This is a genomic window from Oxalicibacterium flavum (genome assembly GCF_014635065.1).
Classification (GTDB): domain Bacteria; phylum Pseudomonadota; class Gammaproteobacteria; order Burkholderiales; family Burkholderiaceae_D; genus Oxalicibacterium; species Oxalicibacterium flavum.
The window spans coordinates 327,222-342,871 of the sequence record NZ_BMCG01000004.1; the positions used below are offsets into that span (position 1 = coordinate 327,222).

14 protein-coding genes are annotated in these 15,650 nt (G+C 61.9%); 9 read left to right on the top strand and 5 right to left on the bottom strand.

Annotated features, from left to right (window positions below):
- The first annotated feature begins 9 nt into the window (after nucleotides 1-9).
- Nucleotides 10-1,674, top strand: coding sequence for a bifunctional shikimate kinase/3-dehydroquinate synthase AroKB (aroKB, locus tag IEV38_RS12000; protein ID WP_188396430.1), 1,665 nt, complete (start codon nucleotides 10-12; stop codon nucleotides 1,672-1,674).
- Between the two features lie 42 nt (nucleotides 1,675-1,716).
- Nucleotides 1,717-2,871 carry a deoxyguanosinetriphosphate triphosphohydrolase gene (locus tag IEV38_RS12005; RefSeq protein ID WP_188396431.1) on the top strand — a complete coding sequence of 385 codons (1,155 nt, stop codon included), beginning with the start codon at nucleotides 1,717-1,719 and terminating at the stop codon, nucleotides 2,869-2,871.
- Between the two features lie 15 nt (nucleotides 2,872-2,886).
- Here the strand turns inward: IEV38_RS12005 and IEV38_RS12010 are convergent, their stop codons facing one another.
- Entirely contained in the window at nucleotides 2,887-3,975 is a 1,089-nt protein-coding gene (locus tag IEV38_RS12010) for an enoyl-CoA hydratase/isomerase family protein (RefSeq protein WP_188396432.1), read from the bottom strand.
- Nucleotides 3,976-4,088: 113 nt separating this feature from the next.
- Between IEV38_RS12010 and IEV38_RS12015 the strand changes: the two genes are divergently transcribed.
- The 7 genes from IEV38_RS12015 to IEV38_RS12045 are packed head-to-tail and all read left to right on the top strand — an operon-like array spanning nucleotide 4,089 to nucleotide 12,349.
- Nucleotides 4,089-4,619, top strand: a complete 531-nt coding sequence (locus IEV38_RS12015) for a GspH/FimT family pseudopilin (RefSeq protein WP_188396433.1) — start codon at nucleotides 4,089-4,091, stop codon at nucleotides 4,617-4,619.
- Complete coding sequence (gene pilV / locus IEV38_RS12020; protein WP_188396434.1) at nucleotides 4,612-5,151, top strand: type IV pilus modification protein PilV; 540 nt, start codon at nucleotides 4,612-4,614, stop codon at nucleotides 5,149-5,151. Before IEV38_RS12015 ends, pilV begins: the two co-directional genes overlap by 8 nt.
- On the top strand, nucleotides 5,148-5,984 hold the full coding sequence (locus IEV38_RS12025; RefSeq protein ID WP_188396435.1) for a PilW family protein: 837 nt from the start codon (nucleotides 5,148-5,150) through the stop codon (nucleotides 5,982-5,984). The genes pilV and IEV38_RS12025 overlap by 4 nt, the downstream gene beginning before the upstream one ends.
- A 20-nt stretch (nucleotides 5,985-6,004) precedes the next feature.
- Nucleotides 6,005-6,637, top strand: coding sequence for a pilus assembly PilX family protein (locus tag IEV38_RS12030; protein WP_188396436.1), 633 nt, complete (start codon nucleotides 6,005-6,007; stop codon nucleotides 6,635-6,637).
- Nucleotides 6,634-11,133: a pilus assembly protein gene (locus tag IEV38_RS12035; protein ID WP_188396437.1), complete on the top strand. Its 4,500-nt coding sequence runs from the start codon at nucleotides 6,634-6,636 to the stop codon at nucleotides 11,131-11,133. The genes IEV38_RS12030 and IEV38_RS12035 overlap by 4 nt, the downstream gene beginning before the upstream one ends.
- Nucleotides 11,134-11,162: 29 nt before the next feature.
- Nucleotides 11,163-11,585: a type IV pilin protein gene (locus IEV38_RS12040; RefSeq protein ID WP_188396438.1), complete on the top strand. Its 423-nt coding sequence runs from the start codon at nucleotides 11,163-11,165 to the stop codon at nucleotides 11,583-11,585.
- Nucleotides 11,507-12,349 carry an energy transducer TonB gene (locus tag IEV38_RS12045; RefSeq protein WP_188396439.1) on the top strand — a complete coding sequence of 281 codons (843 nt, stop codon included), beginning with the start codon at nucleotides 11,507-11,509 and terminating at the stop codon, nucleotides 12,347-12,349. Before IEV38_RS12040 ends, IEV38_RS12045 begins: the two co-directional genes overlap by 79 nt.
- 58 nt (nucleotides 12,350-12,407) lie before the next feature.
- Here the strand turns inward: IEV38_RS12045 and hpf are convergent, their stop codons facing one another.
- From hpf to lptA, 4 genes are all read right to left on the bottom strand, one after another.
- On the bottom strand, nucleotides 12,408-12,761 hold the full coding sequence (gene hpf / locus IEV38_RS12050; protein ID WP_188396440.1) for a ribosome hibernation-promoting factor, HPF/YfiA family: 354 nt from the start codon (nucleotides 12,759-12,761) through the stop codon (nucleotides 12,408-12,410).
- A 94-nt stretch (nucleotides 12,762-12,855) separates the two neighbouring features.
- Nucleotides 12,856-14,322 carry an RNA polymerase factor sigma-54 gene (locus tag IEV38_RS12055; protein ID WP_188396441.1) on the bottom strand — a complete coding sequence of 489 codons (1,467 nt, stop codon included), beginning with the start codon at nucleotides 14,320-14,322 and terminating at the stop codon, nucleotides 12,856-12,858.
- An 18-nt stretch (nucleotides 14,323-14,340) separates the two neighbouring features.
- Nucleotides 14,341-15,081 (bottom strand): LPS export ABC transporter ATP-binding protein, encoded by a 741-nt coding sequence (lptB, locus tag IEV38_RS12060; protein WP_188396442.1) that lies wholly within the window; start codon nucleotides 15,079-15,081, stop codon nucleotides 14,341-14,343.
- Nucleotide 15,082: 1 nt separating this feature from the next.
- Nucleotides 15,083-15,634 carry a lipopolysaccharide transport periplasmic protein LptA gene (lptA, locus tag IEV38_RS12065; protein WP_188396443.1) on the bottom strand — a complete coding sequence of 184 codons (552 nt, stop codon included), beginning with the start codon at nucleotides 15,632-15,634 and terminating at the stop codon, nucleotides 15,083-15,085.
- Nucleotides 15,635-15,650 lie beyond the last annotated feature (16 nt).

A 15,650-nucleotide genomic window follows, 5' to 3' on the forward strand; every position in this document is an offset into this window, starting at 1 on the left:
AGTGCGGTAGTGGCAGGAAACATATTTCTGGTCGGCCTGATGGGAGCCGGCAAAACGACGGTCGGCAAGGCGCTGGCCAAGCGTCTCAACAAGCGTTTCGTCGACTCCGACCATGAAATCGAGGCGCGTACCGGCGCCACCATTCCGCTGATCTTCGAAATCGAGGGCGAAGCGAGCTTCCGCCGCCGCGAGGCGGAAGTCATCCGCGATCTGACGGCGCAGGACGATATCGTTCTGGCAACAGGTGGCGGCGCCGTGCTCAATCCCGACAGCCGCGCCCTGCTCAAGGAGCGCGGTACCGTCATCTACCTGCGCGCCAGCGTCGGCAACCTGCTGCAGCGCACCAGCCACGACCGCAACCGCCCGCTGCTGCAGAAGGGCGATCCGCGCAAGACGCTCGAGGAACTCACGCGCGTGCGCGATCCGCTCTACAATGAGGTGGCGGACTTCATCATCGATACCGGACGTCCTAACGTACAATTCCTGATGCAGTCCATCCTGTCGCAGCTCGACCAGGGCGCGCGCAAGCAGGCAGCGGACGCCTCCGCTCAACCAACATCCGGTCCGGCAACCGTCATGACATTACCGCCTTCCACTTCCGAAGTGCTGCACGTCGATCTCGGCGAACGCAGCTATCCGATCACCATCGGCCATGCGCTGCTCGACGATCCGGCCATCGTCGCCGCGAAGATTCCGGGCAACCGCGTGGCCGTCGTCACCAATACCGTGGTGGCGCCGCTCTATCTCGAACAACTGTGCTTCACGTTGGCCGCGGCCGGCAAGAAGGTGACCCAGATCGTCCTGCCCGACGGCGAGGAAGAAAAGAACTGGGAAAACCTGATGAAGATCTTCGACACGCTGCTGACCGAGAAATGTGACCGCAAGACCACGCTGATCGCGCTTGGCGGCGGCGTCATCGGCGACATGACCGGGTTTGCGGCAGCCGCCTACATGCGCGGCGTGCCCTTCGTGCAGATTCCGACCACACTGCTGTCACAGGTCGACTCTTCGGTCGGCGGCAAGACCGGCATCAACCATCCGCTCGGCAAGAACATGATCGGCGCCTTTTACCAGCCGCAGGCGGTGATCGCCGATACGCTGACGCTGAACACGCTGCCCGACCGCGAGCTGGCGGCAGGCCTGTCGGAAGTCATCAAGTACGGCGCCATCATCGACGTGCCGTTCTTCGACTGGATCGAACAGAACGTCGGCAAGCTGGTGGCGCGCGATGCCGCTGCGCTGACCTATGCGATCCGCCGCTCGTGCGAGATCAAGGCCGACGTGGTGCGGCAGGACGAGCGCGAAGGCGGCTTGCGCGCCATCCTCAATTTCGGCCACACCTTCGGCCATGCGATCGAAGCCGGCATGGGCTATGGTGTCTGGCTGCACGGCGAGGCGGTTGGTTGCGGCATGGTGATGGCGGCCGACCTGTCGTACCGCCTCGGCTTCATCGACGAGGCGAGCAGGTCGCGCATCGCCGCCGTGGTCAAGGCCGCGGGCCTGCCGACCAAGGCGCCGAATCTGGGCCAAGCGCGCTGGCTGGAACTGATGGAAGTCGACAAGAAGAACGAGGGTGGCCAGATCAAGTTCATCCTGCTCAAGCCGCTCGGCACCTCGGTCATCATGCCGGTGCCGCAGGACAAGCTGCTGGAGACGCTGGCCGCATGCGTATGAGTCTGATCTTGCTACTGCCGTCGCCGTTGGAGACGGCATGAAATGACGGACATCGAAGCGCACCTCGCGCCCTGTGCGGCGCGCTCCGAACTGTCCGCCGGCCGGCGCTATGCCGAAGCCGCGCCGTCCTCGCGCACCGAATTCCAGCGCGACCGTGACCGCATCATCCATTCCACGGCATTCCGCCGACTCGAATACAAGACGCAGGTCTTCGTCAACCATGAAGGCGACCTGTTCCGCACCCGCCTGACGCACAGCATCGAGGTCGCGCAGATCGCGCGTTCGATCGCGCGCAACCTGCGCCTGAACGAAGACCTGGTCGAAGCCATTTCGCTTGCGCACGATCTCGGCCACACCCCGTTCGGTCATGCCGGCCAGGATGCGCTGAATGCCTGCATGCAGGACTACGGCGGCTTCGAGCACAATCTGCAGAGCCTGCGCACGGTCGATACGCTGGAACAGCGCTACGGCGCCTTCGACGGCCTGAACCTGACCTTCGAAACGCGTGAGGGCATCCTCAAGCACTGCTCGCTGAAGAATGCGCGCAAGCTCGGCGACGTCGGCCTGCGCTTCATCGAGAAGAAGCAGCCGTCGCTGGAAGCGCAGCTCGCCAACCTGGCCGACGAGATTGCCTACAACAATCACGACATTGACGACGGCCTGCGCTCGGGCTTGTTGACCACGGCCCAGCTCGACGAGATCGATTTCTACGCGCGTCACCGCGACGAGGTCGAGCGCGCCTATCCGGGCATCGCCGGCCGCCGCGCGATCAACGAAACCATCCGGCGCATGATCAATGCACTGATCGTCGATCTGATTCGCACCTCGCAGAACCGCATCCATGCGGCTGGTGTCGCCAGTCTGGAAGACGTGCGCAATGCGCCTCCGCTGATCGCCTTCTCGGAACAGATGCAGGCGGAAGCGGCGCTGCTCAAGAAATTCCTGCGCGAGAAGCTGTATCGTCACTACCAGGTCAACCGCATGACCAGCAAGGCGCGCCGCATCGTCAGCGAACTGTTCGATGCCTTCATGCGCGAACCCGCATTGCTGCCGCCCGACTACCAGGTCAGCGGAGGCGATCCCGAACGCGCCGTGCAGCAGCAGGCGCGCCAGATCGCCGACTACATCGCCGGCATGACGGACCGCTACGCGATCCGCGAGCACAAGCGGTTGTTCCTGATCGACGAAATGGGTTGAGGGAAGGCTGGCGGTTCAGGCCAGATCGCGCAGGGGATGCAGATGCGCGGGCCATGCCGGCTCGAAGAAGCGCTCCACCATCGTCTCGGTAACGGCGTCCAGATGCGCCGGCTGCCAGCGCGGCTGCCTGTCCTTGTCGATGATGGCGGCGCGTATGCCTTCCAGCACCTCGTCATGATCGAAGCAATGCCGGATCATGCTGCGCTCCATGCGCAGGCAATCCGCGAGCGACAGTTCCCTTGCCCTCTTCAATTGCCTGAACGTCACGCACAGCATGAGCGGCGAGCGCTGCATCATCGCCGCCAGCGTGCGGCGCGCGAACGGTGAATCGTCGCGCCGCAATGAATCGGCGATCGCCGCCACACTGTCCTGCGCAAAGTGCTGCGCGATCGCGGAGCGGTTTGCCGATAATCCTTCTTCTTCAATCCAGTCTGCATCCGCTACCGATACTGCCGCCTCTGCGATGCAGGCGCGGACATCGCCATCGCCCGCTTGCTGCAATGCGTCGAGCAATGCAGGCATGCGCGCCGACGGCAGCAGGAAATCGGCCAGGCCGATGCGTACCGCGTCGGCGGCACTCAACGCTTCGCCGCTGAGCGCCAGATACAGGCCGACATGATCCGGCAGGCGCGACAGGAAGCGGCCTCCGCCCACGTCCGGGAAGAGTCCGATGTTCACCTCCGGCATTGCCATGCGCGCGCGTTCCGTGACCACGCGCACGCACGAAGCGCCGCCCTGCGCCATGCCCATGCCGCCGCCCATGACGATGCCGTCCATCAGCACCAGCCAGGGTTTAGGGTAGTGGTGGATCAGGTGATCGAGGCGATATTCCTCGGTGAAGAAATCCTCGAGCGCTTCGGCTCCGCCATGCAGGCCGGCGCGGCAGGCTTCGTGGAAGAAGCGCAGATCGCCGCCGGCGCAGAAGGCACGCGGGGAACTGCTGCGGATGGCCACGGCCTGCACGGCGGGATCGGCGCGCCACGCGGTCAGCGCGCGGTACAGATCGCGCACCATGCCCAGCGACAGTGCATTCAGTGCCTGCGGCCGGTCCAGGACCACTTGGGCCAGGGTGCCGGTACGGCTGGTGGCGATGTGACTATCCATGTGTGGCGGAAAACGGATGTGCGGAGTGAAATGCCGGACAGGCGGTGTGCCGGGCCTCATGCCTTTTCATTATGATCGTTGCCATCGAATAACAAACCTCTGCGGGGAGCGGCATGCAAGGCAGAGCCCGAGGATTCACGCTGATCGAACTGATTGTGACGATCCTCGTCGCCGGCATCCTCATGGCGGTCGCCATGCCTTCCTTCACCCAGTTCATGAAAGACGCCGCCCTCGGCAGCCAGGCGCGCAGTCTGTTGTCGGACCTGCAGTATGCCCGAAGCGAGGCCGTCAGGCGCAACCTCAACGTGGCGCTGTGTCCGAGCGCCGACGGTGCGAGTTGCGGCAGCGACGGCTGGAATACCGGGCGGCTGGTCTTCGTCGACGACGACCGCGACGGCAGTCGTGGGCCCGGTGAAGAACTGTTGCGCATTTCCGAGGCGCCTTCGGCGCCGAAGACGTTGACTGGCGAGGCGGCCGGTTCTGTTTCCTTCCGTTCGACCGGGCAGGTCAACAGTGCAACGACATTTATCGTCTGCGACGAGCGCGTCGGCAACTTCGGCCGGCTGGTCTCGGTCGAGACGTCCGGCCGTAGCGACGTCTCGGTCACCGACTGCGGAGAGGGCGGGGATGATGAGGATGAATGACATCGCACGACGTCGGCGGGACGGTTCTACGCAGGGCGGCTTTACGCTGATCGAGGTGCTGGTCGCCATTCTCGTCTTCGCCACCGGCCTGCTGGCGCTCGCCGGCCTGCAACTGCAGACGCTGCGCTATGGCCACAGCGCAGGCTTGCGCACGGTGGCGACCATGCAGGCGGCCTCGCTGGCCGACATGATCCGTGCCAACAAAGCCTTCGATTACCGCGAACTCGCCACGGCGGGCAGCGATGCCGAAACGCCGGATACAGAAGTGCCCGACACGGGAGCGGCCGCGGCGGACGTGCCGGAAACCGAGGGCGGCGATACCGTGGCCGCCTGTTTCTCCGAGGACGGTTGCACGCCGGGACAGATGGCGCGTCTGCATCTTGCCTTGTGGCGCGAGTCCAACAAGGTGCTGCCGAGCGGCGACGGCGCGATCTTGCTCGATGACGATGGCCGCTATTGGATCGATATCTGGTGGAACGAACGCACCGACGATAGCAAGCCGACTCACTTCATCACGAGCCTGCAGCCATGACAGCAAGCCGTCCTTATCTCCGATTCGTTACCGGCTCCGGTCCCGTTCATGCCATGCGCGGTTTCGGCCTGATCGAACTGATGGTCGCCGTCGTCATTTCGCTGATGGTGGTGCTGGCGATCTCGTCGCTGTTTCTGGTGCAACGGCGCAGTTACGCGACGCAGGACGACTTCTCGAGAATGCAGGAGAACGCGCGCACCATGACGCAGACGCTGAGTCACGCGCTGCGCAATGCCGGCTACTGGGATGCCTCGACGGTCAACAGCTTTGGCGCCGATCCGGTGCTTGACGGCACTAACGGCAGCGGCAACGGAAGCGCTGCCAGCGATACCTTCACTGTGCGTTTCTACGGTTCATCCACGCTCGACGATTCTGCGGTGCCCGACGACAGCATCGTCGATTGCGCGGGTACCGGCGTCGCACGCGACAGCATGGTGGTGCAGACCTTTGCCATCCAGGACGTGGGCGGCGTGCCTTCGCTGACATGTCGGATCGGTGCTGCCGATCCGGTCCAGCTGTTCCCGGATGTGGAGAGCATGCAGCTTCTGTACGGCGAGGATACCGATGGTGACGGCTCCATCAATCGCCTGCGGCCGGCCGGTTCGGTCAACATGGCCAACGTCAAGAGCGTGATGCTGTCCTTCGTCATGCGTACGCCAACCAACAACCATCCAACTGCCGCCAACACCGTGTTCAACCATTTTGGCGCCGAGTATGCACCGGAGAACGTGGCGCCTGCGGATGACGCCGGTAGTGTCTTCGTTCCTGCCGATGACCAGCGCATGCGCAGGCAGTTTGCATTCTCGGTCGGCGTGCGCAACCGGCTGAACTGACACGGGGCCGCTTCATGGACATGACCCAGACAATGAAAGCGCGCGCGGCATACGTTCGTTTGCGGCTGCCGTCCCGTCAGCGCGGCGCAACGCTGTTGGTCGGTATCATCTTCCTGATCGTGCTCATGCTGCTGGGCATCTCGGCGGCGACCATCAGTTCGCTCGACGAGCGCATGGCACGCAACTATCGCGACCGCAACATCGCCTTTCAGGCAGCGGAAGCGGCGCTGGTACAGGCACGCGCGATGCAGGCGCAGAAGCTGAGTGGCTATTTCGGTTTTCCTTCGGTCGCCGGTTCCTGCAGCAGCGATGAGGATGCGGCAGGAAAAGGCCTTTGCCGCCCGGCGCAGGAAGGGCAGCCGGTATGGGAGGCAATCCTGCGCGACGACGACGGTGCCGATTTCTTCATCGAGTATGCCAGCAGCGAGGAATCTGCGGCATTCAAGACGGACGGCTCGCCCGGCAGTGTGCGGAAGCCGCCGCGCTATCTGATCGAAATCCTGCCCGATCTGGGGAGCACCGATGGCCTGAGTACGAGCGCCGAGTACGGCGCTTCCAAGGTAAGGGTGCTGTATCGCATTTCGGCGCTCGGCTTCGGTTCCAACGAAGGCACCCAGGTCCTGCTGCAGGAAGTGGTCAGGCCCCAGCCATGAAGCATCCATCTATCGGAGGCAATGTGTTCCCGTCCATTCTCCTCAGTGCCATCGCATCCTTGCGCGCAAGGATGCGTCTCTGTGCGTTGTTCCTTTTGCTGACTGCGGTGCCGGCAATAGCGCAGCTGGATCTCTCGCAGCGGCCGATCTATTCGGGCGGCAACATCCCGCCATTGGTCATGATCGATCTGTCCAAGGATCACCAGCTTTACTTCAAGGCCTACAACGACTATTCCGATCTGGATGGCGACGGCAACCTCGAGACCACCTATACCCACTCCATCGATTACTACGGTTACTTCGATTCGTACAAATGCTACAACTACAATACGTCGGCCAATCGCTTTGTGCCGCACAGTATTACGGCCAATAAGTACTGTTCGGGCAACTGGAGCGGCAACTTCCTGAACTGGGTCGCGATGTCGCGCATGGATGCGGTGCGCAAGCTGCTGTATGGCGGCCTGCGCTCGACGGATGAGCCGGCCACGGTGGCGACCGGTTCGGGAACGGCAACGCGGTCAGGGATCACCGTGCTCGAACGCTCGTTCCAGCCGACCGACGCCCACGCATGGGCGAAGTTCTACAACGGCACTGATCTGACTCAACTCACGCCGGCAACCGCGGTGGGCAGCGGACTGACTTTCTGCAACATGACGCCGGGTTCGAGCAGTGGCGTCAACAAGTACTCTCAAACCAATACCAATGCGCCGCAGATACGGGTGGTGGAAGGCAATTACGCATTGTGGGCTTCCAACGAACGCTGGCAATGCACATGGAGCGAGGAACACAGTGCTTCCAATGCCAACAATTCCGCTTCTTCCGGCATCGCTGCCGCCGGCAGTAATCCAAAGCGCGCCGACAAGGGCTTTGGCACCGGGAGCGGAAAGGGGGAATACACGGCGCGCGTCCAGGTCTGCGTGCCGGATCTGATCGGCAAGGAAAAATGCGAGCAGTATCCCGATCTTAATTACAAGCCGGTCGGCCTGCTGCAGACATACGGCGAGCGCGGCCAGATGAAGTTTGGCCTGATGACCGGCTCCTACACGAAGAACATCTCGGGCGGCGTCCTGCGGCGCAACATCTCCGATTTCTCGAGCGAGATCAATGTCTCTTCCAACGGCACGTTCAAGCTCGGCTCGAATGCGGCGAGCGGCGAGGTGAAGGGAATCGTGCACAACCTCAACAAGATGCGCATCTATGGCTACAACTACGATGGAGGCGGCTACACGGAGGTAAGTGCCGATTCGGAGAGTTGCAACTACCAGATGACAGGCATGGTTCTGACCGGCGGCGGCACCGGCCAGGGCGATGCCGCACCGGAAGGGAACTGTTCGTCGTGGGGCAATCCCATCTCCGAAATCTTCCTCGAATCGATACGCTACTTCGCCGGTCTGCAACCGACCGATGCCTTCAAATACACCTCGTCGGAAAACGGTACCAAGGACGACAAGCTCGGACTCACCATCGAAGCATGGCAGGACCCGCTGACGGCCACCAACTACTGCTCGCCGCTCAATACGCTGGTCTTCAATCCGGCCGTGTCTTCCTACGATGGCGACCAGATGAACATGACGGGCATCGGCGATGCGTCATCGACCACGGCGGCCACCTGGACCGACAGGGTGGGTGTAGACGAGGCGGTGACGAGCGGCTCCAAATGGCTGGTCGGCAGCAATGGCACCACCGATAACGGTTCATGTACGGCCAAGGAGCTTAGCGGACTGAGCGGCGCGCTCGGCATCTGCCCGGAAGCACCGACGCAGAAAGGCACCTACCTGATGGCTGGTGCTGCCTATTACGCGAAGACAAACCGGATACGTACCAGCGGCACAGTGGCAAGTGCGGTGCCGGCGGCCGATGCCAAGTCGCTCAAGGTGACGACCTACGGTATCCAGCTCGCCAGCAACACGCCGAGCATCACGATCAATGTCAATGGCCACCCGGTCAAGATCATTCCGTCCTACCGCGTCAATGCCGGCGGCAAAGGTGTCTATGCCAGCGGCACGCTGGTGGATTTCAAGGTCGTTGAACAGACGGCTACCAGCGGCAAGTTCTATGTGAACTGGGAAGATTCCAACCAGGGTGGTGACTTCGACCAGGACGTGTGGGGCATCCTGAGTTATTCCATCAATGGTGACGAAATATCGGTGACCACGGAGGCGATCACCACGGCGTCGGCCAACGGCCAGGGCTTTGGTTACGTGATTTCCGGTACCAACAAGGATGGTGCGCATTTCCACTCGGGTGCCTACGGCTTCAATTACACCGATCCGATTGCCGGCGTGACGGGCTGTACCAATTGCCGCGCTGGCAGCGAAACGGCGAGTGGACAGAAAGGACCGACGACCGTCACCTACACCGCGACCGGCGACAGTGGCGGACAGTTGCAGGACCCGCTCTGGTACGCGGCCAAGTGGGGCGGTTTCAACGGTACCAGCGGCAAGCCTGACGATCCTGCCAAATGGGATACCCGCCGCGCGGATGGCTCTCCCGGATCCGACGGCGTGCCCGACAACTATTTCTTCGTCGCCAATCCCGGCGCGCTCGAAACTGCGCTGGAGCGCGCCTTCATCTCGATTCTGGCGACGTCTTCCTCGTCTTCGGTGGCAACCAATTCCGCCTCGCTGCAGACCGGTTCGCGCATTTACCAGGCGCGCTTCAATGCCACCGACTGGTCGGGGCAGCTGCTGGCCTTTCCCATCGATCTCGATGGCGTGATCGCGGATGTGCCGGAATGGGATGCTGCGCAGAAGATGCCGGCGCACGGCAGCCGCGTGATCGTGACCTATGACAACGACCCCGACTCGAACCGGGCCGGAATCCCGTTCCGCTGGAACGAGGCCTTCCCCTACAAGCTTGCGCTGCAGGCGGAGGGCGAAGCCGACCTGAGCAAGGCCGAGCAAAGGCTGGCATGGCTTCGCGGCGACCAGTCGCAGGAAGGCAACGGTCCGACCCAGATGCGCAGGCGATCAAGCCTGCTCGGCGACATCGTGAATTCGAACCCGCAGTTCGTCGGCAAGCCGGCCAGCGGACATGACGACAGCGCCTACTTCACCTTTGCCAATACCCACAAGGATCGTGAGCCGATGCTCTACGTCGGCGGCAATGACGGCATGCTGCACGGTTTCCTGGCAAGCAATGGGGTCGAGAAACTCGCCTACATTCCCTCCAGCGTGGTTCCCAATCTGAAGGAACTGACAGGACAGTCGTACGGACATCGCTATTTTGTCGATGGCACGCCGACCATCGCCGACGTCAAGGTTGACGCAAGTACCTGGAAGACGCTGCTGATCGGCGGCCTCAATGCGGGCGGCAAGGGACTCTATGCGTTGGACGTGACGGATGTGGGCACGTTCTCCGAAGAAAATGCCGGCAGCCTCGTGCAGTGGGAATTCACGGATGCCAACGATGCCAATCTTGGCTATACCTTCGGCCGGCCCTCGGTGGTGAAGATGGCCAATGGCCGCTGGGCTGCCGTATTCGGCAACGGTTATAACAGCACGACCGGCAAGGCGGCATTGTTCATCGTGTTCCTCGACCGCGAAGCCGGCAGCAAATCGTGGGTGGCAGGCACCGACTACATGCGCATCGATCTTGCAGGCCTGAGCGGTGTCAACGGTCTGTCATCGCCCACCGTCATCGACAACAATGTCGATGGCGTGGCCGACTACATCTATGCCGGCGATCTGCTTGGCAACATGTGGAAGTTCGACGTGCGCGCGGCCGATGCTGCGCTGTGGAAGGTCGCCTACGGAACTACTGAAGCGGCGCAGCCGTTATATTCGGCGCGCAGTGCGGCAGGCGCGGTGCAGCCGATCACATCCGGTCCCGAGATCGTGCGCAATCCCGCCGGTGGCTTCGTGGTGCTGTTCGGTACCGGGCGTTACCTGGAGGCAGGCGATGCACGGACCACCGCGGCCCAGACCTTCTACGGAATATGGGACGAGAACGCATCGACTACCCCGACCATCGATCGCAGCAGCCTGGTCCAGCAATCGATCATCGCCGAACTGACGGTCAGCAACATTGACTATCGTCTGACATCGGATGAAAGCGTCGTCTATGGCGATGTGTCGCCACGCGCGCGCGGCTGGTACATGGACCTCAGCACCCAGGGCGAACGCGTGATCTACAACCCCGTCGTCAGGAACGGCAGGCTCATCTTCACCACCATCGTGCCGTCCGAGAACGTCTGTACCTCCGGTGGCGGAAGCTGGCTGATGGAGCTCGATGCCGTGACCGGCGGCGCGCTCGACAGCTCGCCACTGGATGTCAACCGCGATGGCGTCATCAACGATGCCGACCGCTTGCTCTACAACGACACACTGAACGTCGTGGGCGGACGCAAACTCAACGGCCTGGTGCCGTTCCCGACCATCATCAAGGGGCAGGAAGGCCAGGAACACAAGATATTCTCGGGCCCGGACCTTGAAAGCGTGCGCGAAGCCGATTCGAGTTCGAGCGGCCGGCTGTCATGGCGCGAGATCATGCAATGAACAACCGTGACCCATACCGGAGAAACACCATGAAGAAAGCGAACGCCGGATTCACCCTGATCGAACTGATGGTGGTGGTGGTCATTGTCGGCATTCTGGCGTCCATCGTTTATCCCTCTTATGTCGAATACGTCAACAAGGGCCGGCGCGCCGAGTGCGCCTCGGCCATCCTGCAGACTGCCAATCTGCTGGAGCGGTATTACACCGTGAACAACAAGTACGTTGCCAATTTCAACGATATCGGCGGCTGGAATTTCTCGGGCAATAGCGCCGCCTCCAGCGCCTGTGGGTTGAGGATCGATCCCGAGGTAGCCGGCGGTTCCCAGGATGACGGGTTCCGCATCACGGGCACCCCCCGAATTGCCGATGCCAAATGCGGCAATCTGACTTTCACCCACAAAGGCGTCAAGGGGGAAAGCGGCTCGGAGAGCGTGGATTACTGCTGGCGTTAGCAATGCGATTCTTCACGCCGAACAGGCAGGCGGGCCTGCTGTTCCTGATCCTGTCAGCAGCCGTGCATGCGGGGCTGGTGCATGGTGCCTATCGCCCCGCTGTCGCGGTGCAGGATACCGTGGCGCCGCTGGAAGTCTCGCTCATTCGTGCGGCCGTCTCGCACTCCGCGCAAGCAGCAGGAAGTGGCAACGAAGCGGCATCCGCCGAATCATCATCGTCGCCAGTGGCTGCGCGCGCAGTGCGGCACATGGAACAAGAACCCGCGAGCGGCATGCATTCGGACGCGGTGGTGCCGGGCGAGGTGCTGATGCTGCCGATCCTGCAAGTCCAGGAGCTGTTGTATGACCGTCTCGCGAGCGCGGGATTCGACGCATCCGAATACCTGCAGGAACCTGCCGCCGACTCGCGTTATTACGGCGCGGCGGATGTGCAGCGGCGCGTCAAGGCGCGGCAGAATCTGTTGCCGGTCTATCCGAAGGAAGCCTATGACGCCAACCGCCAGGGGCGAGTGATGGTGGAGCTGTTGATCGATGCCGAAGGTGTTGTGGAAGAGATTCGCGTGATTGCGGCGACCGCAGGCTTCGATGTGTCGGCACGGGAAGCGCTGCGTGGCATGCACTTTCATCCCGCGGAACGACACGGCGAGAAGGTGGCGAGCCGGATGCTGATCGAGATGCAGTATCTGCTGGTAAAGGCATCTTCCGGGCAGGTGGACAATGAAAGCGTCATGCCGATCGGCTCTTTCGCACCTGCCAGTTCATGAAAAAGGGCGCATCATGCGCCCCTTGTCTCCGCTGGCCTCTGGGGCCTGATTCCCCTTCCTAGGAAGCGGCTGCCTCCGATGCATCCGGCATGCGTTTGATGGTGTCGTGCTGGTGTTTCTGCTGCATGGTCTTGTACTTGATCACCTGGCGGTCGAGCTTGTCGATCAGGGTATCGATGGCGGCATACAGATTGGTTGCGATGCTTTCCGCATGCAGGTCCTTGCCGCGTACACGCAGATTGATTTCCGCCCGTTGGCGTTTCTCTTTTTCTGGGAGATTGTCGACCGTCAGGATGACGGCAATGTCGATGACGTGATCGAAATGTCGTTTGATGCGTTCCAGTTTTCCATGCACGTACTCGCGAATGGCTGGAGTCAGTTCGAGATGATGTCCGCTGATGGTGAGGTTCATACAGAGTGCTCCTATTTGAACTCACTGGAGGTTCGCCGCACCTTGAGGCTGCGGGAACACAGCAAGGTAGAACAAAAACTGCAAAGGACGTTATCTACAACGACTTGCGCAGATTGACCGGAGGAATCTTCAGGGCTTCGCGATATTTTGCGACGGTGCGTCGGGCGACGACCATTCCCTGTTCCGCCAGCATGTCTGCAATCTTGCTATCGGAAAATGGGCTTTTCGGGTCTTCGGCTCCTATCAGTTGCTTGATCAATGCGCGTATTGCAGTGGACGATGCCTCTCCGCCGGTTTCCGTTGCCACGTGGCTGCCGAAGAAATATTTCAGCTCGAACATTCCGTGCGGTGTCAGCATGTATTTCTGCGTGGTCACCCGAGAAATGGTGCTCTCGTGTAAACCCAGTGTATCAGCAATTTCGCGCAAGACAAGAGGGCGCATGGCGACCGCGCCGTGCGAGAAAAAATTGCGCTGACGGTCGACGATGGCCTGCGCCACGCGCAGGATGGTATCGAAGCGCTGGCGCATGTTCTTGATCAGCCACTTGGCTTCCTGCAACTGCGCGCCGAGCGAGCCTTCTCCCTTGCTTTGCTTGAGAATATTGGCGTACATGCTGTTGACGCGCAGACGCGGCATGACGTCGTGGTTGAGCATGACCTGCCAGCCGTTGCGCGTGCGCTTGACGATGACGTCGGGCACCACGTAGTCGGATGTGTCTCCCGCGAAGGGTGCTCCCGGATGCGGATTGCATTGCTTGATGACGGCCTGTGCCTCGCGCAGGTCTTCGTCGTCGCAATTGAGTGCCTTGCGCAGCTTGTTGAAATCGCGCTGTGCGAACAGCGGCAGATGATGCTCGACGATTTCCAGCGCCATGCGGCGTGTGACGAACGGCACCTTCGGAAAGCGCTTGATCTGCAGCGCCAGGCACTCCGACGCATTGCGCGCGCCGACGCCGGCCGGATCGAAGCTTTGCAGCAGCGTCAGCGCGATGTGCAGTTCTTCCAGCTCGATCTCGAGCTCCTCGGGCAGGCGTGCGTGGATTTCTTCCAGCGATTCCTCGAGATAACCGTTGTCGTCGAGCGCATCGATGATGAGTTCGAGCAGCGCGCGGTCGCGTAACTCACGTACCGTCAGCGAAACCTGTTCGAGCAGGTGTTCGCGCAGGGTGACTTCATGTGCCTCCAGTTGCGGACGGCCGTCGTCATCTTCAGGTGCCTTGGAAGTGCGCGCCACATCGTCGAAGCTCCAGTCGGGTTCGCTGGCAGCCTGTTCGGGGGCATCGCCGGCTTCGTAGCTGGCTTCGCCATCCGCAGCCGGCGCCGGCGCATCGCCTGCGCCGTCGCCGGCCACGCCAGGCGCACCGATGGCGCCGTCGGCCAGCAGGCGGGTGGCATGATCGAGCGGATCGTCGGTGCGTTCCAGCATCGGATTCTCGGCGAGAATCTGTTCGAGCTCCTGATGCAGTTCGAGCGTCGACAACTGCAGCAGCCGGATCGACTGCTGCAGTTGTGGTGTCAACGCCAGATGCTGTGAAACGCGTAATTGCAGCGATTGCTTCATGAGCCCCTGTCTTCCCGATTACATGCGGAAGTGTTCGCCGAGATAGACACGGCGCACGGATTCGTTCTCGATGATGTCGTCGGGACGGCCGCTTGCCAGCACCGCACCCTGGTTGATGATGTAGGCGCGGTCGCAGATGCCGAGCGTCTCGCGCACGTTGTGGTCGGTGATCAGCACGCCGATGCCGCGTTCCTTCAGGAAGCGCACGATGCGCTGGATCTCGATGACGGCGATCGGATCGACGCCGGCGAACGGTTCGTCGAGCAGCACGAAGCGTGGATTGGTGGCGAGCGCACGCGCGATCTCGACGCGGCGGCGTTCGCCGCCCGACAGCGACATGGCCTGGTTCTCGCGCAGCTTTTCGATTTGCAGGTCCGCCAGCAATGTATCGAGCCGCTGTTCGAGCTGTTCGCGATTGAGCGACTTGCCGTTGATGCGCTGCAGTTCGAGCACGGCGCGGATATTGTCTTCCACGCTGAGCTTGCGGAATACCGAGGCTTCCTGCGGCAGATAGGACAGGCCGAGCACGGCGCGCTCGTGGATGGGGCGGCGCGAAATGTCGACACCGTCGAGTTCGATGACGCCGGCGTCCGACGGCACCAGCCCCACGATCATGTAGAAGGAGGTGGTCTTGCCGGCGCCGTTGGGGCCCAGCAGGCCGACCACTTCGCCGCTCTCGACCTGCAGGCCGACATCGCGCACGACCTGGCGTGCGCCATAGCTCTTCTGCAATCCGCTGACGATCAGTTTGCTCGACATCTTATTGGGCTCCTGCCTCGTTGCGCGGCTGGATCACGGCACGGATGCGTCCGCCGCCTTCCTTGCTGCTGCCGTCGGCGGTGTTGTGCACGGTGAAGAATTCGGCACGCGTGTCATAGGAAATGTATTCGCCCTGTACCTCGTCGGTCGATTTCCCGCTTTCGAGGCGGCGCATTTCGGCGCGCACGAACAGCTTCATGATCTCGGTCTTGTCGTCGTATTCGATGCGTTCGGCCTTGCCCTCGATCCACTGGTCGTTGCCGCCATCGCGCTTCTGGCGGAAGGTGGCGAGTCCGTTGGGCGGCGCGTACATGGTGACGAACTGGTAGCCTTCCGGATCCTGACGTACCACCATGCGCGCCGAGGTCATGCGGATGGTGCCGCGGGTGAGGACCACGTCGCCGGTGAAGACGTTGATCTGCTTGACGTCGTCGTATTCCATCTTGTTGGCTTCGACGTTGGTCGGCTTGGTCGAATCCGCCTTTTCGGCATGCGCTGCTGCGCCCGTGAGCAGGGCAGCAAGAACGAGGGCGGAGAAAAGAAGTCGTTTCATGGAATGTCTCTGGTTG